This is a genomic window from Pantoea sp. AN62, assembly GCF_050432985.1.
Classification (GTDB): Bacteria; Pseudomonadota; Gammaproteobacteria; order Enterobacterales; family Enterobacteriaceae; genus Pantoea; species Pantoea brenneri.
Map to the genome: position 1 here is coordinate 1 of NZ_JBNPYB010000010.1, position 26457 is coordinate 26457.

The 26457-nt window shown below is 57.0% G+C and carries 25 protein-coding genes and 2 pseudogenes; 17 read left to right on the forward strand and 10 right to left on the reverse strand.

The window, feature by feature from the left end:
* Positions 1-80: IS1 family transposase (locus tag FHW04_RS12760; protein ID WP_001401901.1), on the forward strand; the 80-nt coding region annotated here is incomplete at its 5' end.
* 15 nt (positions 81-95) lie between these two features.
* Positions 96-323: pseudogene (locus tag FHW04_RS12765) on the forward strand (hypothetical protein); the annotation flags it as partial.
* A 248-nt stretch (positions 324-571) separates the two neighbouring features.
* Here FHW04_RS12765 and FHW04_RS12770 read toward each other — a convergent pair.
* Positions 572-2233 carry a methyl-accepting chemotaxis protein gene (locus tag FHW04_RS12770; protein WP_089561259.1) on the reverse strand — a complete coding sequence of 554 codons (1662 nt, stop codon included), beginning with the start codon at positions 2231-2233 and terminating at the stop codon, positions 572-574.
* Positions 2234-2497: 264 nt separating this feature from the next.
* On the opposite strand from FHW04_RS12770, the gene FHW04_RS12775 reads away from it, so the two are divergent.
* On the forward strand, positions 2498-3754 hold the full coding sequence (locus FHW04_RS12775; RefSeq protein ID WP_031377386.1) for a mechanosensitive ion channel family protein: 1257 nt from the start codon (positions 2498-2500) through the stop codon (positions 3752-3754).
* Between the two features lie 41 nt (positions 3755-3795).
* On the opposite strand, the gene FHW04_RS12780 is transcribed toward FHW04_RS12775, so the two are convergent.
* On the reverse strand, positions 3796-4062 hold the full coding sequence (locus tag FHW04_RS12780) for a hypothetical protein (protein ID WP_089561265.1): 267 nt from the start codon (positions 4060-4062) through the stop codon (positions 3796-3798).
* A 463-nt stretch (positions 4063-4525) separates the two neighbouring features.
* Between FHW04_RS12780 and treZ the strand changes: the two genes are divergently transcribed.
* The 4 genes from treZ to FHW04_RS12800 all read left to right on the forward strand — a co-directional run bounded on the left by treZ (position 4526) and on the right by FHW04_RS12800 (position 11856).
* Positions 4526-6313 (forward strand): malto-oligosyltrehalose trehalohydrolase, encoded by a 1788-nt coding sequence (treZ, locus tag FHW04_RS12785; RefSeq protein WP_089561258.1) that lies wholly within the window; start codon positions 4526-4528, stop codon positions 6311-6313.
* Entirely contained in the window at positions 6310-8838 is a 2529-nt protein-coding gene (gene treY / locus FHW04_RS12790) for a malto-oligosyltrehalose synthase (protein ID WP_089561257.1), read from the forward strand. Before treZ ends, treY begins: the two co-directional genes overlap by 4 nt.
* 61 nt (positions 8839-8899) lie before the next feature.
* Positions 8900-10975 (forward strand): glycogen debranching protein GlgX, encoded by a 2076-nt coding sequence (gene glgX, locus FHW04_RS12795; RefSeq protein WP_046288352.1) that lies wholly within the window; start codon positions 8900-8902, stop codon positions 10973-10975.
* Between the two features lie 116 nt (positions 10976-11091).
* Positions 11092-11856 carry an SDR family NAD(P)-dependent oxidoreductase gene (locus FHW04_RS12800; protein ID WP_031377849.1) on the forward strand — a complete coding sequence of 255 codons (765 nt, stop codon included), beginning with the start codon at positions 11092-11094 and terminating at the stop codon, positions 11854-11856.
* 139 nt (positions 11857-11995) lie between these two features.
* Here FHW04_RS12800 and FHW04_RS12805 read toward each other — a convergent pair whose 3' ends face one another.
* Complete coding sequence (locus FHW04_RS12805) at positions 11996-12271, reverse strand: hypothetical protein (RefSeq protein ID WP_031377850.1); 276 nt, start codon at positions 12269-12271, stop codon at positions 11996-11998.
* 542 nt (positions 12272-12813) lie between these two features.
* Here FHW04_RS12805 and FHW04_RS12810 point away from each other — a divergent pair.
* Together FHW04_RS12810 and FHW04_RS12815 are read left to right on the forward strand one after the other, a co-directional pair.
* The gene (locus tag FHW04_RS12810) at positions 12814-13356 is read left to right on the forward strand and encodes a TetR/AcrR family transcriptional regulator (protein ID WP_031377851.1); all 543 of its coding nucleotides are present in this window, start codon (positions 12814-12816) and stop codon (positions 13354-13356) included.
* A pseudogene (locus FHW04_RS12815) lies at positions 13353-14526 on the forward strand (MFS transporter). The gene FHW04_RS12810 and the pseudogene FHW04_RS12815 overlap by 4 nt, the downstream one beginning before the upstream one ends.
* A gap of 172 nt (positions 14527-14698) precedes the next feature.
* Here FHW04_RS12815 and FHW04_RS12820 read toward each other — a convergent pair.
* A complete protein-coding gene (locus tag FHW04_RS12820) occupies positions 14699-14932 on the reverse strand; it encodes a hypothetical protein (RefSeq protein WP_089561256.1) in 234 nt (77 codons plus the stop codon).
* Between the two features lie 309 nt (positions 14933-15241).
* Here FHW04_RS12820 and FHW04_RS12825 point away from each other — a divergent pair, with 309 nt between their 5' ends.
* The 3 genes from FHW04_RS12825 (at position 15242) to FHW04_RS12835 (ending at position 17588) form a co-directional block, all read left to right on the forward strand.
* Positions 15242-15766, forward strand: a complete 525-nt coding sequence (locus FHW04_RS12825; protein WP_089561255.1) for a GNAT family N-acetyltransferase — start codon at positions 15242-15244, stop codon at positions 15764-15766.
* A gap of 97 nt (positions 15767-15863) precedes the next feature.
* Positions 15864-17081, forward strand: a complete 1218-nt coding sequence (locus FHW04_RS12830; protein WP_089561254.1) for a diguanylate phosphodiesterase — start codon at positions 15864-15866, stop codon at positions 17079-17081.
* 273 nt (positions 17082-17354) lie between these two features.
* A complete protein-coding gene (locus FHW04_RS12835) occupies positions 17355-17588 on the forward strand; it encodes a DUF4060 family protein (protein ID WP_046288354.1) in 234 nt (77 codons plus the stop codon).
* 61 nt (positions 17589-17649) lie between these two features.
* On the opposite strand, the gene anmK is transcribed toward FHW04_RS12835, so the two are convergent.
* Entirely contained in the window at positions 17650-18771 is a 1122-nt protein-coding gene (gene anmK, locus FHW04_RS12840; RefSeq protein ID WP_089561264.1) for an anhydro-N-acetylmuramic acid kinase, read from the reverse strand.
* Between the two features lie 285 nt (positions 18772-19056).
* Between anmK and slyB the strand changes: the two genes are divergently transcribed.
* Entirely contained in the window at positions 19057-19524 is a 468-nt protein-coding gene (gene slyB, locus FHW04_RS12845; RefSeq protein ID WP_031375726.1) for an outer membrane lipoprotein SlyB, read from the forward strand.
* 43 nt (positions 19525-19567) lie between these two features.
* Here slyB and slyA read toward each other — a convergent pair whose 3' ends face one another.
* A complete protein-coding gene (gene slyA / locus FHW04_RS12850) occupies positions 19568-20005 on the reverse strand; it encodes a transcriptional regulator SlyA (RefSeq protein ID WP_031375725.1) in 438 nt (145 codons plus the stop codon).
* A 150-nt stretch (positions 20006-20155) separates the two neighbouring features.
* Here slyA and FHW04_RS12855 point away from each other — a divergent pair, with 150 nt between their 5' ends.
* From FHW04_RS12855 to FHW04_RS12865, 3 genes are read left to right on the forward strand one after another with little or no spacing between them, the layout of a single operon-like run.
* Positions 20156-20392, forward strand: coding sequence for a DUF1656 domain-containing protein (locus FHW04_RS12855; protein ID WP_031375724.1), 237 nt, complete (start codon positions 20156-20158; stop codon positions 20390-20392).
* Positions 20393-20396: 4 nt separating this feature from the next.
* Positions 20397-21254, forward strand: a complete 858-nt coding sequence (locus FHW04_RS12860) for an efflux RND transporter periplasmic adaptor subunit (protein WP_046288355.1) — start codon at positions 20397-20399, stop codon at positions 21252-21254.
* Positions 21251-23251: an FUSC family protein gene (locus tag FHW04_RS12865; protein ID WP_089561253.1), complete on the forward strand. Its 2001-nt coding sequence runs from the start codon at positions 21251-21253 to the stop codon at positions 23249-23251. Before FHW04_RS12860 ends, FHW04_RS12865 begins: the two co-directional genes overlap by 4 nt.
* Here FHW04_RS12865 and FHW04_RS12870 read toward each other — a convergent pair whose 3' ends face one another.
* The 4 genes from FHW04_RS12870 to FHW04_RS12885 form a co-directional block, all read right to left on the reverse strand.
* Positions 23252-23719 carry a hypothetical protein gene (locus tag FHW04_RS12870; RefSeq protein WP_031375723.1) on the reverse strand — a complete coding sequence of 156 codons (468 nt, stop codon included), beginning with the start codon at positions 23717-23719 and terminating at the stop codon, positions 23252-23254.
* A 131-nt stretch (positions 23720-23850) separates the two neighbouring features.
* On the reverse strand, positions 23851-24369 hold the full coding sequence (sodC, locus tag FHW04_RS12875; RefSeq protein WP_089561252.1) for a superoxide dismutase family protein: 519 nt from the start codon (positions 24367-24369) through the stop codon (positions 23851-23853).
* A gap of 84 nt (positions 24370-24453) precedes the next feature.
* On the reverse strand, positions 24454-25350 hold the full coding sequence (locus tag FHW04_RS12880) for an aldo/keto reductase (protein WP_089561251.1): 897 nt from the start codon (positions 25348-25350) through the stop codon (positions 24454-24456).
* A 68-nt stretch (positions 25351-25418) separates the two neighbouring features.
* Entirely contained in the window at positions 25419-25658 is a 240-nt protein-coding gene (locus tag FHW04_RS12885) for a DUF1289 domain-containing protein (RefSeq protein ID WP_031375720.1), read from the reverse strand.
* A 178-nt stretch (positions 25659-25836) separates the two neighbouring features.
* Here FHW04_RS12885 and FHW04_RS12890 point away from each other — a divergent pair, with 178 nt between their 5' ends.
* Positions 25837-26433 (forward strand): TetR/AcrR family transcriptional regulator, encoded by a 597-nt coding sequence (locus tag FHW04_RS12890; protein WP_031375719.1) that lies wholly within the window; start codon positions 25837-25839, stop codon positions 26431-26433.
* Positions 26434-26457: the final 24 nt, after the last annotated feature.

Sequence of the window (26457 nt, forward strand, 5' to 3'; positions counted from 1 at the left end):
AGTCGCTGTCGTTCTCAAAATCGGTGGAGCTGCATGACAAAGTCATCGGGCATTATCTGAACATAAAACACTATCAATAAGTTGGAGTCATTACCGAATCGGAATATGAAGTTGTCTTTCCAGGCCCGTCAAGAGGCAAGCACGGGCAGTGTGAAGCGGGTATCTGGCTAAAAGACCCGAACACCAGCAGATGGAAGCAGCTTTGTATCAATAAAGAGTATCTGCACAGCCACCGTAAGCAAGGAATGACAGGCGTATGGGTAACCGCTCGTGTGAATAATATTGGCTCTTACATCGTGAAATATGAATTTATCTACCGGTAAATTAAGCTGGCTGTAGTGATTCGCTGTAGTGATTCACCAACGTTATTCGCCAACGTATCGGCCGCTATCTTCTGTTCTGCCGACTGTAAAAATGAGTGATAGTCATTAACGTCCGCCCTTCACTGTTAGAAACATTCACCACCGCTGCACCGCAATCAAATACCTTCCCGGTTGAGCTCAAATGCAGCGAGCTCAACCGGGTTATCACGCGATGGCGGTCAGCTTTTGCCTGGCTGACGGCCAGCCACTCAGAAGGCCTGCCAGTTCTGGTTATCCGCCTGCGGGCTGACCGCAGCAGGACGCAGCTGACTCACGACCGGCTGGGCCGGAGCTGCGGAAAACGCCGCCTGCAGGCTGCCGGTTTTAAATACCGCCACCGTTTTACGCAGATAGCTGGCCTGCTCTTCCAGCGAAGCCGCCGCGCTGGCCGACTCTTCAACCAGGGCGGCGTTCTGCTGCGTCACGCCATCCATTTCAGAAACCGCGATGCAAACCTGCTCAATGCCACGCGTCTGCTCAACTGATGATGAGGCAATCTCTTCGATCAGCTGGGTTACCCGACTGACCGACGTTACGATACTGTCCATCGCCTTACCGGCTTCAGAGGCATGGCCGGCCCCGGTTCTGATCCGTTCGGCGGAGCGATCGATCAGGCCGCGGATTTCCTGAGCGGCACTGGCGCTGCGGCCTGCCAGCGAACGTACCTCGCCCGCGACCACCGCAAATCCACGTCCCTGCTCACCGGCACGCGCGGCTTCTACCGCAGCGTTGAGCGCCAGAATATTGGTCTGGAAGGCAATGCTGTCGATAATCGCAATAATGCCGGCGATTTGCCCGGAGCTTTCACTGATCTGCTCCATGTTGGCGATGACCCGGGCCACCGTCTCGCCGCCCTGAGTGGCGGTGGTTGACGCCTGTTTCGATACGGCCGTTGCCTGCTGCGCATTGTCGGCATTGAGCTTAACGGTTGAGGTCAGCTGCTCCATGCTGGCCGCCGTTTGTTCCAGCGCCGCGGCCTGCTGTTCGGTGCGTGATGAAAGATCGGTGCTGCCGGCTGAAATTTCGGCAGCGCCGGTAAAGATAGAGCGGGTGGCGTCATCAACCGAAGTAATGGTGACCACCAGCGCATCGCGCATCTGCTGCAGTTCGGTAATCAGCAGCCCCATCTCATTACGGCCTTCATGCTGAATGTCTGAGGTCAGATCGCCGGCAGAAATCGCGCGGATATAGCCGGTCAGTCGGCTAAGCGGGCCGATAAGCCGTTTTTGTAACCCGACCCAGACTGCGAAAATGATCACCACGGTCACCAGGCCAAGCACCAGCAAGGTCCAGAGCGCATCGGTCAGGCTGCGCTGGTTCTGCTCAGAGGTGTTTTTCATTAGCTGAATGTTGACCGCGCGCCAGGCCTCATAAGCGCTGTCGAGCCGATCCTGCGCCGCCTGCGCTTCCAGATTGCCGTAGCCCTGATAGTTGCGCTGTTTCAGGAAAGTCACCGAGGCCAGCATGGTGTCGTGCATTTGCTGATAGGCAGCCTGCACCTCACCGGCCTGAGCTTCATCCTGCCCCGCTTTACGCGGCAACGCCTGCCAGGCGCGGAATTCAACATCGGCGGCGGCGGCTGACTGCTCAGCCTTATCCAGCAGCGACGCCATCGCAGCCAGTGAGGCCGGATCCTGCTGATTTTTAAGGAAGCGGATCGCCACCCGATTGATAGTGACGCGGGTTTTAATCAGGGTTTTCACCGCATCGCTCAGGTGCTGTTGCTGCAGGGTTAACTGCTCCGCCGCAACGAAGTTCTGGTCTGCTTTGGAGACGGCGTTATACAACAGAAAGCCGGTCAGACTCAGCAGTGCGGTAAAGATAAAAAGTACGGCGAGAATACTGTGGGTTATTTTGAGGTTTTTAAGCATGTCAGCAAACTCATGTCAGAGGAGATAGTGCTGTTATCGGCCAGCCTGGACTTTATCTGAGTGCCGGCAGGCGATGAGCTCGCGATAAGATAAATAACCGGGCAAATGGGCCTGGTTTTAGTCGCCTCTGCCGTCGGTCGGGGTTGACGCAGCCGAAGCGGCGGCAAAACCGGACCTCAGCCGCGCTAAACGCATTCGTCGCTCAACAACCCGCGCCGCAGTGTGGTTGAATTCGCCCCTTATCTAGCTCAGCACGTGGTTAACATGCATTACATTCATAGTTTAATGGATTTTATTGAGGGAAATGCGGTGCTGTCGGCCAGCTTCAGCGTGATCCTGTTGATCATGGCCGGGATGGTGGCTCACTTAATCTGTAAGTTTTTCGTGGTCAAAGTGATCAGAAAGGTCTTTTTCAGCAGCCATAAACAGGGCGTTCCGCTGGATAAAGATGTCCGCCTGTCTCAGAAGCTGTCGAATTTTGTGCCGGTGATTGTGGTCTACAATTTCCTGCAGTTTATGCCGGGCCTGCCTGATAATCTGAAAGTGGCGATTCAGACCATCTGCGGCATTCTGTTTTTTGTCTATCTATCGATCTTCTTCAATGAAGTGCTGGAGATTGTTAACAACTCCTATTCGCGCAAATCGAAGCGTAAGAATCACTCGATCAAGGGCTATATCCAGATTGGCAAAATTCTGGTGCATATTATCGCCGCGATCATGATTCTGGCGATTATGTCCAATAAGTCACCGGCGATTATTATCTCCTCGCTGGGTGCGGTTGCCGCGGTACTGATGCTGATCTTTCAGCACACGCTGCTGTCGCTGGTGGCGAATATTCAGCTCTCTTCCAACGATGTGCTGCAACTGGGCGACTGGATTGAGATGCCGGATAGAAATATCAGCGGCGAGGTGATCGATATTGCGCTACATACCATCACCATCCGCAACTGGGATAACACCATCTCGCGCATTCCGACCAAGAATTTCCTCACCGAGACCTACACCAACTGGCAGGCGATGTTCTCTTCAGGCGCACGGCGGATCATGCGCAGCTTTTATCTTGATCAGAAGTCGATCACCTTTGTGAATCAGGAGATGCTGCAGGCGATGAGTCAGATCCGCATCGCCAGCGAATCGATTACGGAACTGCTGGATGGACGTGATATCAGCGCGGTCGGCGACCGCTGGTTTATGGAGAACGGTATCACCAACCTGATGGTGTTCCGTAAATTCCTCACCGCCTGGCTGACGCAGCGCGAGGACATTAAGAAAGAGATGTATATCGTGGTGCGTCCGCTGAAGCCGTCGCCGGATGGCTTGCCGGTGGAGATCTACTGCTTCACCTCCTCTATTTTCTGGGCCGATTATGAGAATACCCAGTCAGCCATTTTTGAATACATTTACGCGATGGCCCGCTATTTTGATCTGCAGATTTATCAGCATCCGGCGGGTTCGGATTTCGCCCGGCTGGCCCAGCCACGTGCTGCGAGCGCTGATGCGCAGCAGAACGGTCCGCAGTAAGCCGATCGCCGCCGCACGCCCCCTGCTATGGCGCGGCGGCGTCAGCTTTTGCTCAGGGCAAAGTTCAGCACCCTGTCATTCTTCATCTGCACCGTCAGCGTCTGCCCTTCGGTGGTGTTAAGGGTGCGCGCCTCACTGTAGGTCCACTTCAGCAGACGCTGTCCATCCGGATACGGCGTCTCGCTGTCGGGCTGACCAAACAGCGAAATCAGCTGTGCCTGCGTAGTCTGGCCGGGATGGATATGCTGCAACCGCGCGGTATCCAGATTATGTCCGACGCGATTAGAGCAGCCGGATAACAGCATCATCAGCGCCACAAACAGGGCTTTCTTACTCACGTAACATCCTTTTGAAAAAATAATTTCGCGCTGCTGGATTGCCCGGCACGCCTGCGTTGGCAGGTCATCCAGCTTATACGCAATCGACCGCCGTCGGCAGGATTTTCTGCCGCCGTTCCGCCCGGACTGACCACGGCGAGGATGCGAATCCGCGCCACTAAGTCAAATTCCCGCCTCTCTATGGTCCGCTGCCCCGCGATTGCGACATCTTAGTCTATGATTATTCTTCGTATGCCGCGTGGAAACGGTCTCATCACCGGCTTTTCGCCGCATCACACTGTTTACCAGTCCAGGATCCTGGCTGAAGAGACGCGCCAACCCATTTGGCATCCTGGTCTCGCTGACATGTTTATGTTTTTGAAGCTCGCATCATCGGCATCATTTCCGCGCGATGGCGATCATTGCGCATTTCCAGCTTAAACGAGGCAACTGAATGGAATCCAAATCATTTTTTAAAAGCTGGGGCGCCGAACGGGTGTCCAGCGATGAGGTCCGTTTCCGTCTCTGGGCAACGGGCCAGCAACGCGTCACCCTGCGGTTATCCGGCAAAGATATCGAGATGACCCGCCAGCCTGACGGCTGGTTCGAAACCCAGCTGAGCGGCGTCGCCCCCGGCGCCGAATACGATTTTGTGCTGGCGGACGGCACCGCAGTGCCCGATCCCGCCTCCCGCGGCCAGAAAGGTGAAGTCAACGGTCCATCACTGGTGATCGATCCTGAGGCTTACGTCTGGCAAAACACCGACTGGCAAGGCCGCCCATGGCAGGAATCGGTGGTGTATGAATTGCACATCGGCACCTTTACCCCACAGGGCACCTTTCAGGCCGCGATTGAAAAGCTGCCGTGGCTGGCGGAAAACGGTATCACCATGATTGAAGTGTTACCGGTTTCGCAGTTTGGTGGCAATCGCGGCTGGGGCTACGACGGCGTACTGTTGTATGCACCGCATTCCGCCTACGGCACGCCCGATGATTTCAAAGCGTTTGTCGACGCGGCGCACGGTCATGGCCTGTCGGTAGTGCTGGATATCGTGCTAAACCACTTTGGCCCGGAAGGTAACTATCTGCCGCTGCTGTCGCCGGACTTCTTCCATAAAGAACGGCAGACGCCGTGGGGCGCGGGTATCGCTTATGACGTTGACGCGGTGCGCCGTTACATCACCGAAGCGCCGCTCTACTGGCTGCAGGAGTTTAATCTCGATGGCCTGCGCTTTGATGCCATTGATCAGATTGAAGACCCGGCCGATAAACATGTGCTGATTGAGATTGCGGAGCGCATCCGGGCTGAAATTACCGATCGACCTATTCATCTGACCACCGAAGATTGCCGTAACGTCACCTTTCTGCATCCGCGCGATGAAAAAGGTCAGGCAACGCTGTTTACCGGCGAATGGAATGATGACTTCCACAACGCGGTCCACGTGCTGGCGACCGGCGAAAACCATGCCTATTACCAGGACTTCGCCGATCGACCGGAACAACGGGTTGCCCGGGCGCTGGCGGAAGGCTTCGTTTATCAGGGTGAGGTGTCGCAGCAGTCTGGCGAGCCGCGCGGTGTTGACAGCCGCGGTCAGCCGCCGGTGGCCTTTGTCGATTTCATCCAGAACCATGACCAGGTGGGTAACCGGGCCCAGGGCGAAAGGCTGGTGAGCCTGGCCGGCGTGGAACGTACCCAGCTGTTGCTGGCTACCTTACTGCTGTCGCCGCACATCCCGCTGCTGTTTATGGGCGAAGAGTATGGCGAAACCCAGCCGTTCCTGTTCTTCACCGATTTCCATGGCGACCTGGCCAAAGCGGTGCGTGAAGGCCGCGCCCGAGAGTTTGAAGGCCATGCCGGTCACGAAGGTGAAAGCGTGCCGGACCCGAACGATCCACAGACCTTTGAACGTTCGAAGCTGAACTGGGATAAGCCGCAAACGCCGGAAGGCCAGCAGTGGCTGGCGCTGACGCGCAGACTGCTACAGCTGCGCCAGCAACACATTGTGCCGCTGCTGCACACCGCCGGCGGCCACTGTGGTCGGGTGGTGAATACCGCGCCCGGTTTCCTGGCAGTGCGCTGGGACTTCCCGCAGGGCACGCTGTCACTGGCGCTGAACGTCGGCGACCAGCCGCAACCGATCGCCGATCTGCCGGGCGAGACCCTGTTTGCCTGGCCGCAGCAGACCCCCGAACTGGCACCGGAGGCGATCGTGGTTCGTCTGGATAAAGGAGCCGCACAATGAACATCCCAACCGCCACCTACCGTATTCAGTTCCGCAACGGCATGACCTTTGATCGTGCTGCGGCGCTGGTGCCTTACCTGAAGCAACTCGGTATCAGCCACCTTTACGCTTCGCCGATCTTCAGTGCTACTGCGGAATCGACCCACGGTTATGACGTCACCGACGTTAACCAGATCGAACCGTCGATTGGTGGTCGTGCAGGTTTTGACCGCATGGCTGCGGCGCTGAAAGCGGCCGGACTCGGGCTGATCCTCGATATCGTCCCCAACCATATGGCGGCCTCGCTGGAGAATCCGTGGTGGCGCGACGTCATCGAGAACGGTGAGCAGAGCCGTTATGCCCACTACTTTGACATTGACTGGTCACGTCGCCTGACGCTGCCGTTCCTTGGCGACAGCTTTGAGACAGTGCTGGCCAACGGCGAGATCAGCGTGCAGCGCGATCCGCAAAGCGGCAAACCGGCGCTGGCCTACTTCGATAACTATTACCCGCTGGCGCCACACACCTGGCAGGGCCGTGAGGAAGAGGTGCTCGGCCTGCGCGAGCCGGACCAGATTGCCGCGCTGCATGATCAGCAGCCGTGGCGCCTGATGTCGTGGCGTGATGCACCCAACGACCTCTCCTACCGCCGCTTCTTTGAAGTGACCGGGCTGGTAGGCGTGCGGGTCGAAGATAAAGCGGTGTTCGACGCTGCACACCAGCTGATCCTCGAACTGGTGCACAGCGGCGCGGTGCAGGGATTGCGCGTCGACCACGTCGATGGACTGGCCGATCCGCGTGGCTATCTTGAGCAGTTACGCCAGGCCGCAGGCCCTGATTGCTACCTCACGGTCGAGAAGATCCTCGGTGAGAACGAGCAGTTACCGGATGCGTGGCCGGTCTCCGGCACCACCGGTTACGAATTTATGGCCGCGCTGTCGAACGTGCTGGTGGACGGTAATCACCTTGGTGCGCTGCGTAAGGCTTATCAGGCGGTGATTGGCAAAACGGTCGACATGAAGGCCGAACTGCGCGCCGCCAAACTCCTGATGGCCAATCGCAACTTCGCGGGCGAGTTTAACCGCCTGCTGCAACTGGCTCTCGGTATCGCCAGCCACGATGGCGCGCCACAGCCGGAAGCCAAACTGAAAAATGCGCTGCGCGAGCTGCTGGTGGCGTTTCCGGTCTACCGCACCTACGGCACGCCGCAGGGCCTGACGCCGGCCGATACCGCCCTGCTGCAACAGGTGGTGAGCCAGGTAAAAGCCAGCACCAGTGCACCGGATGAGCAGGCACTTGACCTGCTGGTCCGGATTCTGCGCGGCGACGTCGCAGCCGCTGCCGCTGAAGATGCCAGCCAGTTTCGCACCCGCTTTCAGCAGCTGACCGGGCCACTGATGGCGAAATCCGTTGAAGACACGCTGTTTTTCCGTCAGCACATGGCGCTGGCGTTAAACGAAGTCGGTGCCGAGCCGCTGGCGCGCCACTTTTCGCCGGATCAGTTCCACGCCGAAATGCAGGCACGACGTGAGCATCAGCCGGATGCGCTGTCGGGTACCTCAACCCACGATACCAAGCGCGGCGAAGACGCCCGCGCCCGCTTGTATACCCTGACCGAAGCGCCAGACCGCTGGGCAGAATGTGTCGCCCGCTGGCGGGAGATGAACCACGGGCAGGTGATCGCGCTGAAAGATGGTCCGGCACCGGAACCGGCGGTGGAGTGGATGCTGTATGAAGCGCTGGCCGGTGTCTGGCCGCCGTCCCTGCAGCCAGAGGACGCCGACGGTCTGGCGGCACTGGAAGCGCGCTTTGTGGTTTACGTCGAGAAAGCGCTGCGCGAAGCCAAATTACGCACCGACTGGGCAGACAATAACGATGCCTACGAACAGGCGGTACTCGACTATGCCCGTCATCTGCTGGCACCGGCCAATATCACCTTCCTGCGCGATTTCTGCTCCGCCCTGCGCCCATTTGTGCGTGCCGGACTGGTTAACAGCCTGACCCAGACGGTGGTGAAACTCACCGCGCCAGGCGTGCCGGACATTTACCAGGGCAGTGAAGCGCTGGACTTCAGCCTGGTCGATCCGGATAACCGGCGCGAGCCTGACTTTGCTGCACTGGCCGCAATGCTGGACCAGCCGCAGCATGACGAGGGCGACGGCCACTGGCTGCGCGGTCAGGTGAATCAGCAGGCCATTGCCCGCCTGCTGGCGGTGCGTCAGCAACATCCGTCGCTGTTCCGCCACGGTGACTATCTGCCGCTGCCGGTGCACGGTGAGCATCAGGATCGGCTGCTGGCATTTGCCCGTTGCGAACCGGATCAGGCATTGATTGTGGTGGTTCCGCGGCTGGTGCTGAGCAACCTGCCGGCGACGCTCGATCAGCCACCGGCAGACCGCTGGGCCGCTACCGCGATCGCCCTGCCGCCTTCACTCAGCCAGCGCCGCTACCGTGATGTACTGAGCGGGAAAGAGATTGCGCCTGGCGAACAGCTGCAACTGGATAGCATCGCATCAGGCTGGTGTGCAGTGCTGCTGGCACAGTGATCGTCCGCTTTCAGGACGTTTTTTTAACGCGTCAATCTGGTCATTGAATAACGAGGCATAAATGTCAAACAGTAAGCGTTTTGAAATCACGGCGGGCTACAGCCATCTGCTTGGGGCTAATTTTGATGGTCAGGGCGTTAACTTCGCTCTGTTCAGTGCGCATGCCGAGCGGGTGGAGCTGTGCCTTTATGATCCGAGTGGCAAGACTGAAATCGCCCGGCTGGAACTGCCGGAGTTTACCCATGAAGTGTGGCACGGCTACGTGCCAGGACTGCAACCGGGCGCGCTGTATGGCTATCGCGTCTACGGTCCTTACGACCCGGAAAATGGCCATCGTTTTAACCCGAATAAATTACTGCTCGATCCCTACGCCCGTGAACTGGCTGGCGATATTGAGTGGAATGAGGCGCACTTTGCCTATGACCTTTATCACGAAGACAAAGACCTGACCTTTGACAGCCGTGACAGCGCGCCGTTTACCCCAAAATGCCGGGTCATCGATCCGGATGAGTTCGACTGGCAGGACAAGAACCGTCCCAACGTGCCGTGGCCGAAGACGGTGATTTATGAAACCCACGTTAAGGGTTTCACCCAGCTCAATACGGCGCTGCCACCAGAACTGCGCGGCACCTTTGACGGCATGAGCCACAAATCTACCGTCGACTACATCAAAAGTCTGGGGATTACCTCGGTTGAGCTGTTGCCGGTGCACTGGTTCCCGGATGACCAGCATCTGCTGGACAAGGGGTTGAAAAACTTCTGGGGTTACAACACGCTGGGCTTCTTTGCGCCCGCCACGCGCTACTTTGGTCCGCGCGGTATTCAGGGCTTCCGTGACATGGTGCGGGCGTTTCACGATGCCGGTATCGAGGTGATCCTTGACGTGGTGTATAACCACACCGCCGAGGGCAACGAGCTGGGCCCAACGCTGTCGTTTAAAGGCATCGATAACTTCTCTTATTACCGTACCCTGCCCGATCAGCATCGTTACTACATCAACGATACCGGTACCGGCAACACGGTTAATACCTCGCATCCGCGGGTGCTGCAGATGGTAATGGATTCGCTGCGTTACTGGTCTGAATCGATGCATATCGACGGTTTCCGCTTCGATCTCGGCACCATTCTCGGCCGTGAGCCTGAAGGGTTCGATCCGCGCGGCGGCTTCTTTGACGCAGTGATGCAGGACCCGGTCCTGTCGCAGAAAAAACTGATTGGTGAGCCGTGGGATATTGGTCCGGGCGGCTATCAGGTTGGCGGCTTCCCGCCGGGCTGGGCGGAGTGGAACGACCAGTACCGCGACACGGTGCGCGATTACTGGAAAGGCAACAACGTCTCAACCGACTTTGCGGCTCGCCTGCTGGGTTCGGGCGATCTTTACGATCAGCGCGGCCGTCGTCCGTGGGCCAGCGTCAACTTCATCACTGCCCACGATGGCTTCACCCTCAACGATCTGGTGTCGTATAACGACAAGCACAACGATGACAATGGCGAGGATAACAACGACGGGCACAACGATAACCGCTCTTACAACTACGGAGCGGAAGGCCCGACCGATGATGAGAACATTAACGCGGTGCGCGAGCGTCAGAAACGCAACTTCCTCGCGACGATGATCTTCTCACATGGCACCCCGATGCTGCTGGCGGGTGACGAGTTTGGCCGGAGCCAGTTGGGCAACAACAACGGCTACTGTCAGGACAGTGAGATCTCCTGGGTGCACTGGGATAACCTGCCGGAATCCGCCGAGGCGCTGCGCGAATTTACCCGTCAGATCCTCAAGCTGCGTGCTGACCAGCCGCTGCTGCGGCGCGAAAACTGGCGCGACGGCATGGATATCAAGTGGTTCAACGCCGGTGGCGGTTTCCAGCAGGCGGAACAGTGGGATGAAGGTTCGACGCTGGGTGTCTATATCGGGCGACCGGATCTGCAGACTGAGGAAGGCATCTGGCACGACGTGCTGATGCTGTTCAATCCGTTTGAAGGCAACGTGCCGTTCCGTATTCCGCAGTTTGGTGAAGGTGGCTGGGTGCTGGAGCTGACCACCAGCGACACGGCGAAGCGCGGTCTGGTGATCACCAAAGAGAAAGATTTCGAGCTGGAGGGACGCAGCTTCGCCCTGTTCAGACGTCCCTAGCCGTTAAGCAAGGCAGCCAGGCGCAGCGCATTTCGCGCTGCGCTTGAGTTTCTGACCATGGCTGCCAGGCTTGACCGGTTATTAACACGCAATATTGATGCTGACAAGGAGGCATAATGTCGAGATTTACGCAGAAGGTTGTGGTTGTGACAGGTGCCGGTTCTGGTATTGGTGAAGCGGCGGCTAAACGCTTTGCTGAAGAAGGCGCATCGGTGGTGCTGGTGGGAAGAACCCGCGAAAAACTGGAAAAAACCCTGGCCGGGCTGGCTGCGGGCGATCATCTGGTCGCTGCCTGTGACGTCTCTGACGCTGACCAGGTGAAGCAACTGTCAGAAACGGTACAGGATAAATATGGCCGGGTTGACGTGCTGGTCAACAACGCCGGGGTGATCGTGCAGGGCCGGATCCATGAGGTCGAGCTTGATGACTGGAAAACGCTGATGAAAACCGACCTGGATGGGGTTTTCCATGGCGTACACTACTTCATGCCCGCCCTGCTGCGCAGCAAAGGTAACGTGGTGAACATCTCTTCCGTTTCCGGCTTAGGCGGCGACTGGGGCATGAGCATCTATAACGCCGCTAAAGGCGCCATCACTAACTTCACCCGTGCGCTGGCGATGGATTACGGTGCTGACGGCGTGCGGGTGAACGCCATCTGTCCGGGCTTCACCTTTACCGATTTGACTGAAGATATGAAAGATAACCCCGAACTGCTGGAGCGCTTTTACGACCGTATTCCGTTACGGCGCGCCGGGGAAGCGGACGATATTGCCCGCGCGATTGTCTTTATTGCCAGCGAGGATGCTGCTTATATTACCGGGGTCAACCTGCCGGTAGATGGCGGTATTACCGCGTCAAACGGTCAGCCAAAACAGGCTTAATGAGCTGACAGATATCCTGACGGAGATAATCAAAAGGGCAGCGTAAATACGCTGCCCTTTTTCTTTTATCACTGCAGCGCTTCACCGCGCTTTTTATTATCTGCAGGGTCCAGGCCGTCAATAATCAGCGACAGCGGGATTAATGTCTGGGTGTATGACGGGTTGGCGTAGCGGCACGCGCCGGCTTAATTGCCGTACTGCTGGTGGTCGGGCAGATAAAATTATTCAGGCAAACACTACACATGGTGGCATTAGCGTGATGTATTTTCGCAACGGTTAATGCCTGCTGACGGGTATAAAGCGAGCCTATAAACACGCGCTTATCGCTTTTTAACAGATTAACGCAACCTTCTTTGTGTAAAATCCATCCACCCATGGGACGTGGGCACAGATAATAATAACTGGCTTTGAGCATGGTATTCATCCTAATAGTTGCTGTATGTATCTTAAAAAAACCGACAAAATTCGTAAGGGCTTATGTTTTTATCTGAAGCTTTATTAAACTAACTGAGAGTTATGCTTAAAACCACTTTATTGTACCGGTTAAACTGACTTTGGGATTTAGCCGTTTTCAGACGCCTGAGTCGCTTTAGTCCTCCAGTAAGAGTTAATTCCCTCTATGCCCCACCGTCGCCAGTTTCATTCAGCATGCTAATGATTTTAATCGATAGTCACTGATAAAATAATCTTTTAAAATCAAACTATTAAAAACAACGACTCGTTCAGCAATGCAGTGGGAGAGATCAGTTTGATTAAATCAGCTGTGGTAAAAAGCGTGCCTCTGGCTGGTAATTATGAGCATTGATGAACTGAAGCAAAATCATCCAGTCATTCAACTGCTGGCCTTAATCAGACTCAGCGGCAGTGCCGTCTGGCTTAGCGGTTAATCAGTTAAGGCGGACGCGATAAATCCGTTCTCGCCTTGAAAAAGTAAAACGATCGGTTTACTTTTAAACTATGAAAAAAAGAAACGATATTATTCAGGCGGCCGAGCGCTTGTTCTATGCCAGCGGCTTTCACGCCACCAGTACCGACCAGATATGCCGCGCGGCAGGTGTCTCGACGCGCACGCTTTATCATCACTTTAGTTCGCGGGAAGCGCTGACCGCTGCGGTGATGGATGCCCGTGAGCAGCGTTTTATGGCGGACCTGTGGATGCCACAACAGCCTGAAGCGATTGCCCGTCTGTTTCAGGTTCTGGGCGAGTGGACACAGGCGAACGGGGCAAAAGGCTGCTTTTTTCTTAAAGCCTGGGGCGAGTATGCCGAGCGGGATGCGGCGCTGGCTGCCCAGGCGCTGGCCTTTCGCGCCACGCTGCGTCGTTACATTAGCGACTGCGTCACCGTCGCGCGGGGAGAAGAACAGCCGCTGTTGAGCGACGCCATCTGGATGCTGTTTGAAGGTGCAATTACCTCGGCGCTGGTGATCGGTCCCGCCGCGGCTCAGCAGGCCGGTACGGTCGCCAGTCAGCTGCTGCAACAGCACGGTGCAGCGCAATGAGATCGCCGGGCGCGCTGGCGCTGACCGGATTTAGCCTGATTGCGGTGACCTATGGCATGGCGAGATTTTCATGGGGGCTGATGCTGCCGGCTATTTCGGCTGATATTCCGTTCAGCCCGCAGCTGGCGGGCCTGCTCTCCGCCTGCAGCTTTGTCGCTTACTGCCTGACTATTCTGGCCGCCGCCTCGCTGGCGCAGCGGTTTGGCGCGCGTCGCGTCGCGCTGCTGGCGTCACTCTGCGCGGCGAGCGGTCTGGTACTGCTCGCCTGTGCCACTTCGCCGCTGTGGCTGGCGGCGGGCCTGTTTATCGCCGGCCTGAGTTCCGGCCTGGCGTCTCCGGCGCTGGCCGCCGCCGTCAGTCAGCGGCTGAGCGCCGCCCGGCAGTCGCCGGTTAATACCCTGATTAATGCGGGCACCAGCGCCGGAATTATCCTGACGGTGCCCATACTGAACATTTTACCGGGTGGCTGGCTGGCGGGCCGCCTGCCTGCTGTTCGCGCTGCTGGCGCTGAGCTGTATCGTGCCGGTGATGCGGGTTTTACCCGGTGACACTGAAGTCGATCACCGTTGCCGCCAGCCGTGGCATCAGCAACTGTTTCGCCGTTCAATGGCGCGCCTGATCGCCATCGCCTTCGTTTCCGGCCTGACGAGCGCCGCCTGGTGGAGCTTTGGCTCCGCCCTGCTGCGGCAGCATGTCGGCCTCGATCCCGCTGCCACCAGCCAGCTGTGGCTGGTGGCAGGCGGTGCGGGGATTGCCGGCGCGGCGACCGGACCGGTCGCGGCCCGCATCGGCATGAACGCCGTTTACCGGCTGTCACTGTTGGGCATGGCGCTGCCGCTGCTGATGGTCGCCTTCAGCCACGGTTATTCAGCAGGCTTGCTGATTGCGGTGGCCTGCTGCGGTGCAGGTTATGTCACGCTGTCAGGCGTGCTGCTGGTATGGGGCGCGCAGGCGACCGAAGAAACGCCGGCTACCGGCGTCGGTATCCTGTTTTTCATGCTGGCTGTCGGTCAGGTGATTGGATCGCTGCTGTTTGGTCAACTCTACGCCGCGGCGGGTGCCGTTATTGCCCTGCTGCTGTTTGCCGCCAGCGCGTTACTGCTGCTATTTTTTGCCCCGCAAGAAGCCGCACGGTGTGAGAGCAAAAAAAAACCCGCACGCTGCGGGTAAAAGTTCGTTACAGAGAAACTCTGTTCTGTTTCGGCAGCACGTCTGGGGCGAAGTTCATTTTTTCTCAGCCGACTCTTTTAAACCAGCCGGCTATTTATGCCGCTGGCAGTATCAGCGGCGAATAAACTCGCTCTGCGTCGGAAGGACTATTACGGCTGGGCAGGCTGACAGGTCAGATAACACGAATATTTTTAATTCTCGGATTTATCGTCTGGTTTAACAGGTCCTGTTCCGGCCCAAGATAATAAGGCACGGCGCACTGCTTGCCATCTTTGGTGAAAATAACCTGATTGTCATGCAGAAACAGCGCAGTGAAATGGCCTAATACCACACCATTTAATTCAAAGCAGTGTTTTCTTGCTTCACGAAGCCCCTGCTTACTATTAAGAAAATCAACAAATCGCATCACGCTGCGTCTCCCCTGGCGAATTTCATCCGCTCTGCTTTTTTATTAAACAGAGACCCGGCGAAGGATAATAGCCGTAAGCGCAGCGCGGATCATTAAAGTCGCGCGGTTTTCAGAATAGGCTTAATGGCGAATAATCAGCCGGACTGAACAGAGCAAATAATCTCAGTCCTGCCCGCTTAACAGTGCTGGCGGGGTCATCATAGGAAATACTTATGCTTCGGTCTGCGCATATTGCGCCGGGAAAGCGCGCGCCTTATGGTGGTTTTCACTGAGCGCACCCGGGACAGAATAGCGAAGAGGCAGGAGATGGAAATTTTTGAGGCGGATGAGCGTCATATTGCGGCGATTCAGCAGATTTATGCCTGGCATGTGCTTAACGGTACCGGTTCCTTTGAAACCGTGCCGCCGGATGAGGCGGAGATCGGTGAGCGTCTGAACAAGATTAAACAGGCGGGCCTGCCGTGGTTTATTGCCGTCGGTGACGGCGCAGTTCTCGGCTTTTGCTATCTGGCGCCCTATCGTCCGCGCCACGCCTACCGTTATACCCTCGAAGACTCAATTTATATCGATCCGCAGTTTCGTCAGCGCGGCGTCGGCTCGCGTTTGCTGCGCCATGCCATTAGCTGGGCAGAACAGGCGGGATACCGACAGTTGATTGCCAACGTCGGTGATAGCGATAACCGCGCGTCGGTCGCACTGCACTGTGCGGCAGGCTTTGAAATGGTCGGCACACTCAGGTCGGTCGGCTTCAAACATGGCCGCTGGCTTGATACCGTTTTCCTGCAGCGCGCACTCGGCGTGGCTGATTCGGTGCTGCCCGCCGACGGCTAAATCACGGCGGGAATAATAAAGGCAGCCAGGCCTCGTTCACCGCTGATAAAGCTTCTGGTAATGTGTGCGGACAAAAGCAAAAAATCCGGAAGCCTTTATGTTGTCGACAATCATTTACCGCAGCCATATCGCCGGGCATGTTCCGGTTAAATCACTGTTTGATTTGGCGGTAAAAGCTAACAAGATCAATGAATCATCCAGCATTACCGGCATCCTGCTGTTTAATGGCACCCACTTTTTTCAGGTGCTGGAAGGCCCGGAACAGGCGGTAAAGGCGATATACAGCCGGATTTGTCAGGCCCCGCGTCATCATAATCTGGTGGAACTAATGCGCGATTATGCGCCATTACGCCGGTTCGGCAATGTCGGCATGGAGCTGTTCGACCTGCGACAACATGACAAAGAGACGGTGCTGGAGGCAGTGCTGGCAAAATGCACCACCAAATTCCAGCTCACCTATGCCGATCGCGGCCTGCAGTTCCTGCGGACCTTTGTCGAAGCCCGCGAAAAAGAGAACTATTTCGAGATCCCTGACGCCAGCAGCTGGACCTTTATCCACGATGAATCCGCCGGGCGCGACGGTGAAGCGGCGCTGCTGGTCTCTGATGAGGTCAGTTTTGCCTTTCAGCCGATTGTCGATCCCTTCGCCTGTGAGATTGTGTCGCTGGAAGCGTTGCTGCGCGGCCCGCAGGGTGAACTGCCGCTCGACTATTTCTCCCGACTGTCACGCGACGAGATTTATCTCACCGATATCCGATCTAAAAAGATCGCCTTTGCTCAGGCAAAGCAGCTGGGCATTGAAGGCCTGACGCTGTCGATTAATCTGTTGCCGATGTCGCTGGTCGAGGTGCCTGACGCGGTGCCGTTCCTGCTGAATGAGATTGCAGCGCAGGGGCTGGTACCTGAGCAGATCATGGTAGAATTTACGGAAAACGAAGTAATCTCACGGCTTGATGAGTTCGAAGCCGCGATCAAGCAGTTAAAAGCAGCCGGTATCAGCCTGGCGCTTGATGATTTCGGTGCCGGTTTTGCCGGCCTGTCGCTACTGACCCGGATCCAGCCCGATAAGATTAAGATCGACCGCAACATCATCAGTGGCGTACATAAGAGCGGCCCGAAACAGGCGATCATTCACGCCATTCTGAAATGCTGCTCCTCACTGGAAATCTCGGTTATTGCGGAAGGGATTGAACAGCCAGAAGAGTGGATGTGGCTGGAAGCGGCGGGTGTTTCGCAGTTCCAGGGCTTTCTGTTCGCGAAAGCTAAACTCAATGGCATCGCGCCGGTTGCCTGGCCCGAACTGAGCCAGAGCTGAAACCACAACCAAAGCCAGCGCTAAACAGAGTCTCGCGCCCTGCGATTTAGACGAATCTGATCTCCCCCGCCTTGCCGGATCGCCCTGGTGCTGCTAAAAAATAAGCAGCACCGGGTGATGATCTTCATCTCACTGTCATCTCACCGCTGCACAGTCAGCTATTATTATTTCGTTATTATCATCGATGTTTAGCAGTCAGATGTTCAGTGTTTAGGCCGACGCAGCGCGCCATGCTTGCGACGTGACTCCCAGGGACAGCATTTGAGGAACTGAATGAAGCAAATCATCCGCGGTGATAAAGAACCCGCCCATATCCTGGCCGCGACTCGCGCGCTTGAAGCGCACTACTCGCGCTACGGTGAAGGCAACAAATACCATCCCATCATCTATTCCATCGCCTATCGCAGCCGGTTTTACCAGGTTGAAGTCATTACCCGCCGTGAAACCATGGTCGCTACGGTGATTACCGGGGTGCGCAATCTGACCCATCTTTCTGGCGCAGCCTGATACCGACCGATCCCGTCAAAAATCACAGGGGCCCCCGGCCCCTGTTTCATTCGTTCCCGCCTCAGCGGCGGTAAAGCGCATTAGCCGGATAAATCGCACCAAGCACGCTCTTTTCGCGCGCGCCTGTCACGGCTGGCAGGTTGCCCGGCAAGCCGGAAAGCGTGCGAAAGGCCAGCCAGGCGAACGCCAGCGCTTCCATATCATCGCCACTGATGCCCGCAGCATCGGTGGTGGTCACTTCCGTGCCCGGCAGATGCGTCGCCAGACGCGCCATCAGCAACGGATTGCGGCTGCCCCCGCCACACACCAGCAGGCGATCGCAGCCATCGTTGAGCTGCACCTGCTGAGTGATGGTGATGGCGGTGAGTTCCACCAGAGTCGCCTGCACGTCCTGCGGTGCCAGTCCCGGGAAATGGCGCAGATGCTGCTCCAGCCAGCCGAGATTAAAATGTTCACGGCCGGTGCTTTTCGGCGGCGGCAGCGCAAACCATGGCTCACGCAGCAGTGCCTCCAGCAGCGCCGGGATCAGCGTGCCGCTGCGTGCCCACTGGGCATCTTTGTCGTAGGCTTTGCCCTGATTGCGCCAGATCCACGCATCCAGCAGCATGTTGCCCGGTCCGGTGTCAAAACCGCGCACCGGCTGACCCGGAAACAGCAGCGAGAGGTTGGCAATGCCGCCGATGTTCAGCACCATGCGACGCTCCGTGGCATCCATTAAGAGCGCCTGGTGGAAGGCCGGTACCAGCGGTGCACCCTGCCCGCCGAGCGCCATATCGCGGCGGCGGAAATCCCCGACCACGGTAATGCCGGTCGCCGCGACAATCTGGTTATTATCGCCAATCTGCAGGGTGTTCGGGGCGTCGCTTTGCGGCTCATGCCAGACGGTTTGCCCGTGACAGCCGATCGCTACCACGTCGCTCGCCTCCAGCGATTCGCGTTTCATGAGCGTCAGCACCGCCTCAGCAAACAGCTGGCCCAGACGGGTATCCAGCTGGCCCAGCTGTGAGAGCGTCAGGCTCTGGCCCTGGCAAACCGCCAGAATAGCCTGACGTAACTCGGGTGGCATCGGATGGCAATAGCTGGCCTGCTGCGCCACCAGATTCTCATCAATCGCCGCCAGTACCACATCCACCCCATCCAGGCTGGTACCTGACATCACACCAATATAACGTCCTGATTTCATAGCCATTGATTTTTCCCCGCTGGGTGTGCGATTCATCTGTGATTAGCCTGACAAATTACGTGGGCTAATTCTATGATTAATTTGTTTTTTTCTCAGAGATAGCGCACAGATAACGCAATGGGACACTTTTTTTTCTGCCGATTGAATTATTGTTAACCTTGCGCAGTCTATGCTTCGTCCCACCGTGTTTTATTCGGACAAGGATTAATTTGCCAGGTTTGTGTCTTATACTGTGTGCAGGATATCGCGATAAACGTGGCGCCTTCTCGACTAAAGGAGTTTCAAATGATTAAGCGTGTAGTTGTGGTCGCTTTGACCGGTATGATGCTGGCAGGTTGTAGCAACACGAGTACGCTGTCGGGTGATACCTACAGCGCCAGTGAAGCTAAACAGGTGCAGAGCGTCTCTTACGGCACACTAGTCTCGGTTCGTCCGGTGAAAATTCAGGGCGGTGATGAGAGTAATGTGATTGGCGCTATCGGCGGTGCCGTGCTCGGTGGCTTCCTGGGTAATACCATTGGCGGTGGCAGCGGCCGGAGCCTGGCAACAGCCGGCGGTGCAGTACTGGGCGGCGTTGCCGGTCAGGGCGTACAGGGCGCAGTGAACAAAACTGATGGTGTCGAGCTGGAAATCCGTAAGGATGATGGCAACACTATCATGGTAGTGCAGAAGCAAGCCGCAACGCGCTACTCTGTGGGTCAGCGTGTCGTGATGGCGTCGAATGGCAGCCAGGTGACAGTTTCACCTCGCTAATCTGCATGATGCAGAAAAAACCGACGCCTGGGCGTCGGTTTTTTTATTTCTCGCGATGCTGTAATTCGAGAATGTTTTTTTCAAGCCGGGCAATCAGCGTCACCATCTGATTGATCTCTTCACGGCTGATGCCAGATAAGATGTCATCCCGCGTAGCATCAATCACGCTCTCAACCTGTGCGATAATCGGCTCCGCCTGTTGCGTCAGCTTGATGCGCTTGGCGCGACGATCGTTGGCGCAGGTCGAACGGGTAATCAGTCCCTTCTCCTCCAGCTGGTCCAGCGTACGCACCAGTGAAGGTTGTTCGATACCGATGGCTTTGGCTAACTGAATCTGTGACTGCTCTGGCGGCAGTTGATGAATATTGTGCAGCGTTACCCAGTGAGTCTGAGTCAGCTCAAGCGGTTTTAATCGCTGATCAATCAACGCGCGCCAGATGCGCACCAGTCGAGATAAATCCGTTCCGAGGGGCGTATCCATTTCATCTCCTTATAATTAGCTTGCTAGCTATCAAGCCAGATTTTACACTATTCTGCGAGTTTACAGGACAAATTACAAATCCCGGGCCAGCGCGCCGTTGCGCGGCATCCCCTTCAGACTGCCGCTCGGGTTACTTAAGGATATTGAAACGTGCTCACCAACGTCTTCTCCAGTGCCAAACCGCTGACTGATCTGGTGGTAGGCGCCTCGCTGTTTTTCCCGCCGATCTTCAAAGCGGTGATACTCGGCTTCCTGGTCTGGCTGCTGATTCACCCGCTGGTGCGCGGCTGGATCTATTCTGGTGATATCTGGCATCCCACCTTGTTTGATCTCTCCCTGTTTGTGCTGTGCGTTACCGCTGCACTCTGGCTCATCGGTCACGGATAATCGTATGAAATTCAACGCGGTAAAATACTTTTCAACCCTGATTGTGTTTGCGCTGGCGCTGCTGGCCGCCGGCTGGATGTGGAACTACTATATGCAGTCGCCCTGGACCCGCGACGGCAAAGTGCGCGCCGAACTGGTCGATATTACGCCTCAGGTCTCCGGCCGCATTACGCAACTGCAGGTGAAAGACAATCAGTTCGTTCACCGCGGTCAGCTATTGCTGACGCTCGATCCGGTGCCGTGGCAGATTGCGCTCGACAACGCCGATGCCCAGCTCAGCAAAGCGCAGGCCGATCTGGCCCGGGCGCAACACGAATTTAACCGGCGTAGCCGCCTGCCGCGCAATGTGATCTCAGCCGAAGATCTCGATGCCGCACGGCTGGCAGCCAATGCCGCCGCGGCCAGCGCCAAAGCCGCCCAGTCAGAGCTGGATCGGGCGCGCTGGAATCTGCAACAGACCACTATCACCGCGCCGACTGACGGCTGGATCACCAATCTCACCCTGCGGCCCGGCAACTATGCCACCGCGGGCAGCCCGCTGTTTGCGCTGGTGGATAGCCACTCTTATTACGTGGTGGGCTATTTCGAAGAAACCAAACTGCGCCACATTCGTCCGGGTGCGGCGGCCCAGGTGGTGCTGTATAGCAATGGCGCACGGCTCCAGGGTCAGGTCGACAGTATTGGTCGCGCCATCTACGACCAGAGTATTGAGACGGACAGCGGCCTGGTGCCGGACGTCAAACCCAACGTGCCCTGGGTACGGCTGGCGCAACGGGTGCCGGTGCGGATTCATCTCGATCCGCTGCCAGCGGATGTGCCACTGGTGGCGGGAACCACCTGCACTATCACTATTCAGCCATGAATTTTCAGTGGCTGGCGTGGGATCAGTTGCCGTGGATTAAGGCTAACGCTAATCAGTGGCGCTATGCATTGCGCAACGCCATTGCTATGTGTCTGGCGCTCAGCATCGCCTATGGACTGGATCTGGATGAGCCTTACTGGGCGATGACCTCAGCGGCGGTGATCAGCTTTCCTACCGTCGGCGGTGCCATCAGTAAGAGCCTGGGACGGATTGCTGGCAGCCTGCTTGGGGCCAGCGCCGCCCTGCTGATCGCCGGGCATACCCTGAATGAACCCTGGCTGTTTACCTTTGCGATTGCTGGCTGGCTGGGGTTGTGTACCGGCGTCGCCAATCATTATCAGAACAACGTCGCCTACGCCTTTTCGCTCGCTGGTTATACCGCCGCCATTATCGCCTTCAGCAGCGTTAACATTACCGATATCACCGATTTGTGGACCATTGCCCAGGCGCGGGTTTGTGAAGTGATATCCGGTATTTTATGTGCCGGCTTTATGATGATGGTGCTGCCGAGCACCTCGGATGGCGAGACCTTAATCACCTCGCTGAAGCAGATGCATGCGCGGCTGCTGGAACATGCGGTTTTGCTGCTGCAGCCGTCGGTCAGCGATAACATTCGTACCGCGCACGAGAACGTTATCAGCCAGATTCTGACCATGAACCTGCTGCGGATTCAGGCGTTCTGGAGTCACTACCGCTTTCGCCGGCAAAACAACGTGCTCAACTATGTGCTGCACCAGCAGTTGCGGCTTACCAGCGTGCTTTCCAGTCTGCGCCGCATGTTGCTGAACTGGCCCGACGCGCCCGATGCGCTGTTTGCTGCGCTGCAACAGCTGCTGGCGGAGCTGGGTAAACCGGAATGTGATAAATACCGGCTGGCGCGCATCCTGCGTAGCGTCACGCCGGCTGCTGATGGCGACTATCGCCAACGCGCCTTCTGTCAGCGGCTGCGCTACTTCTGCTGGATGTATCTCAACGTGCTGCGCTGGATCAGGCTGCTGGATCGGGCCGACGCCGATACCCGCTTCCAGCCGCCACCGGTTCCCGCACTGGCGCGCGATAGCGACAGCGCCGAAGCGGGCTGGAGTGCGCTGCGCACCTTTAGCGTCATCGTGCTCGGCTGCGCGTTCTGGATCAATACCCAATGGTCCTCCGGCGCAGCGGCGCTGACCTTAACCGCCATCGCCTGCGTGCTGTATGCCTCTTCGCCTTCACCGGGCGGCAGCGTTACCCTGCTGCTGAAAACCCTGCTCTGGCTGTTTGCATTCAGCTTTGTCATGAAGTTCGGTCTGATGGTGCAGATCAGTCAGCTGTGGCAGTTTTTGCTGCTGCTGTTCCCGCTGCTGGTGACGCTACAGCTGTTCAAGCTACAGCAAAAGCAGCGGGCGGGAATGTGGGGGCAATTTATCGTGTTTATGGGCTCGTTCATCGCCGTCACTAACCCGCCGACCTGGGATTATCAGGACTTCTTTAACGATAATATCGCCAAAGTATGCGGGGTGTTGCTGGCCTGGCTGGCGTTTCAGGTGCTGCGCCCCAGTTCAGATGCCCGTCGCAGCCGGCGTCATATCCGGGCGCTGCGGCTGGCGTTTCTCGACCAGCTCAGACGGCGTCCACGGCTGAGTGAAAGCCGGTTTGAATCGCAGATTTATCATCGCATCAGCCAGCTCAGTCACAGCCGGGATGAGCAGGCGCGCGTCTGGTTATTGCGCTGGGGAGTGGTGTTACTTAACTGCTCGCATATCGTCTGGCAGTTACGGCAGTGGCAGGCGGACTCCGCCACGCTGATGGAGGTGCGCGACAGCAGTCTGCAGAATTTACAGCGGATTATCAGCAGTCGCGGCGTGCAGCACAGTTCGCTGGACCAGATCCTGACGGAGCTGGAGAGGATGATCGCCACATTGCTGGCGCTGGGCAGTAATGAGGCCAGTGAACTGGCCGGTATTATCTGGCGGCTGCGCTGTTCGCTGGCCCAGTTGCAACAGGCGGTACCCGGCTGATTACTGGCAGTATTGCTGCTGTTGCCGGTTAAAGTCATCCTGTAACTGTTGCAGCGTTTTATGGCCCTCAAAGCGGGTTTTATCCACCTCGGTCATCGGTTCGATCACCAGCGCTTTTTCATCCGGCGAGAAGATAAAACGGCGGGTCAGTTCAGTGCCGGTAAAACTTTTACCCTGAATGCTGCCACAGACCATCGTCATGGTGCGCCGGGATATGGTGGTTTCAATGAAATTGGTCTCGGTGGCGCTGCGGAACACCTGCTCACAGCCCTTCGCTTCCAGCTTCCGCACCGTATTGCGGCTCAGCCATTCACGCCCTTTAGCGATATTTTCACAGGTGCTGCGCATCGGGCTGGTATCAATCGTGCGCTGTAGCTCACGCCCGGTTTCCGTCACCAACTGTGTATCGTTGGGTTTATCGCACCCCACCAGCAGTAAGCACAGCAGTAATGCGCCCTTGAATTTCATACTCCTGCTCCTTGACCCTTCGCGCTTTCTTACCTGAATCAATATCATAGGGGGGAAATCTGCGGGATGGTACAACAATTCATAAACAGGCGGGAAGAAAAGCGGGCGGCAGGCTTTCACCGCCCCAAAACTCAGATAACACCGCAGGCAAAGCGCGCGCCGCCGCCGCCCAGCGGTTGAGGATGATCGGCATGGTTATCGCCGCCGACATGCACCATTAGCGCTTTCCCCTTAATCTCGCTCAGTGATTTGAGGCGCGGTGCCAGTACCGGGTAGCCGGCGTTGCCTTTGTCATCGATATACAGCGCCGGCAGATCGCCAGCATGTCCGTCGGCATAGGGACCGAGATGTTTGCCGCTGTTGGCCGGATCAAAATGTCCTCCTGCCGCACCGGCCGCCACCACTTTCCCCTGTGATTCACCCGGCTCACAGCTGCCCTTCGCATGCACATGGAAACCGTGAATGCCCGGCTGCAGCCCTTTCAGGTCCGGGGTGAACTGTAAGCCATACTGCGTCTCTTCAATCGTCACGCTACCGAGCGATTTGCCAATCCCCTCCGCCGTAACCTGATGGAGGGTAACCTGCTCGCTGGCCGCCGAGGCCGCACCGCAGGCAAGAAGGGCTGATAGCGCAACTGCTTTGAGTTTCATTGTGACTCCTTTGAGGTACCAGGGTAAGGCATAAGCCTGGTACCGGTTGCGCTATTCTGCCGAAGATTGACGCAGTTTTACGCTTCAGGGCACATCAAAGCCTAACGCCGCCTTACGGATGCGGAACCATTGCTGACGCGTCAGCGATAAGTTTACCGCCGCCGCCGCTTCGCTGACGCGCGCCGTTTTACCTGAACCAATAATCGGCAGCGGTTTACTCGGCAGCATCATTATCCACGCATACACCACCTGCTCGAGGCTGCTGGCACCGGTTTCCTGACGAATGACCTCCAGCTCGTCACGCAGCGGCTGATAATGAGGATCGTTAAACAGCCGGCCACCGCCAAGACAGGACCAGGCCATCGGCCGGAAACGTAACTGCTGGCACTGATCCAGCGTGCCATCCAGCAGCAGATTTTGTTGTACCGGCGAGATCTCCAGCTGATTAGTGACCAGCGAAAACGGCAGACGTGACTGCAGCAGCGCAAACTGTGCCGGGGTGAAGTTGGACACGCCGACGTGCAGCACTTTTCCGCTCTGGTGCAGAGACATAAAGGCTTCGGCGACTTCATCGGCATCCATCAGCGGATCGGGACGGTGGATCAGCAGCAGGTCGAGGCGATCGGTACCAAAGTGGCGCAGTGAATTTTCAGCACTTTGCAGGATATGGGCTTTACCGGTGTTGTAATGACCGATCTGATGCTCAGGGCGGGCGCGGGTAGCAATGCCGCATTTGGTGACGATCTGGAGGCGCTCACGCAGGCCCGGTGCCAGCTTCAGCGCCTCGCCAAATGCGGCTTCGCACTGATAATCGCCGTAGATATCCGCGTGGTCGACGGTGGTAATGCCGAGGCTCAGATGGTGTTCAATAAACGCCACCCGCTGTTGCGGCGACATGCCCCACTCCATCAGCCGCCAGTAACCCATAATCAACGGTGAAAAAACCGGACCCTGCGACGCGATGGCTTGCGGTTGTAACATAACGATCTCCCTGTGGCACGATGGCTGCAATAAATGTGTCAGAGAGTATAACGGAAAGCGAGAGACCGTCAGAACAAGCTCGGCTGATGTGGATCAAGCGGCTCCTCTTTATTCTGTTGCCGCTGCAGGCGCAGACGACGCTGATAACAGAGACGCAACACCTCACGCTTTTGCGAATCGCTAAAGCGCATCCAGTTGAACCGCTCATCACGGCTGCGTAAACATCCCAGACAATAGCCGCGGGCATCGCTCTGGCAGATGCCACGACAGGGACTGGGAACCGGGAAAAATTCAAGCTGCTCGGCCACCACGACTCCGGATTGAGAGAGTGAAACAGTCTATTGAAGAGATCTTAGCCGGTTTGTGCAACAAATAAGCATAAACTCACCCAATTTCTCTTTAATAACCCCAATACACTGAACACTCTGTGCCAAATGGGAGCGACTGGCATTGCATTAGACCGACTGGTCTACTAACCTGATGGCCATGAACAAGACGCAACAACGCAATGAAACCCGCGAACACCTGCTCCGCATCGGTGAGCAGATCTGTCTGCAACGCGGTTTTACCGGAATGGGCCTCAGCGAACTGCTGACCCAGGCGGAAGTGCCGAAAGGCTCTTTCTACTATTACTTCCGTTCCAAAGAGACCTTTGGCGTGGCGTTGCTGGAGCGCTATTTTGCGCGATTCCTGCAGGATGTTGAGTTACAGCTGAATCAGCCCGACGGTACGCCGCGCGAGCGTCTGCTTAACCATTTCCGGGCGGCAGAGCAGCTGTTCACTCAGCAGGGGCACATCGTGGGTTGTCTCGGCGTGAAGGTTTCCGCTGAGGTCTGCGATCTCTCTGAACCGATGCGCGATGCGCTGCAACAGGGTGCGGCAAAAATTACTGCCCTCTATGCGCGCACGCTGAGCGCCGCTGCGCAGCAGGAGTCGCTGTCGTTACCGCACCCTCCGGAACAGATGGCTGAGTTGCTGTCACTGCTGTGGCTGGGTGCCAGTTTACAGAGCAAGATTTCCCGCGAGCCGCAGCCGCTGCGTCTGGCATTACGTACCATCGAACAGTGGCTGAAAATCCACTGATTTTTAAAAAGAGTGTTTGTAGAC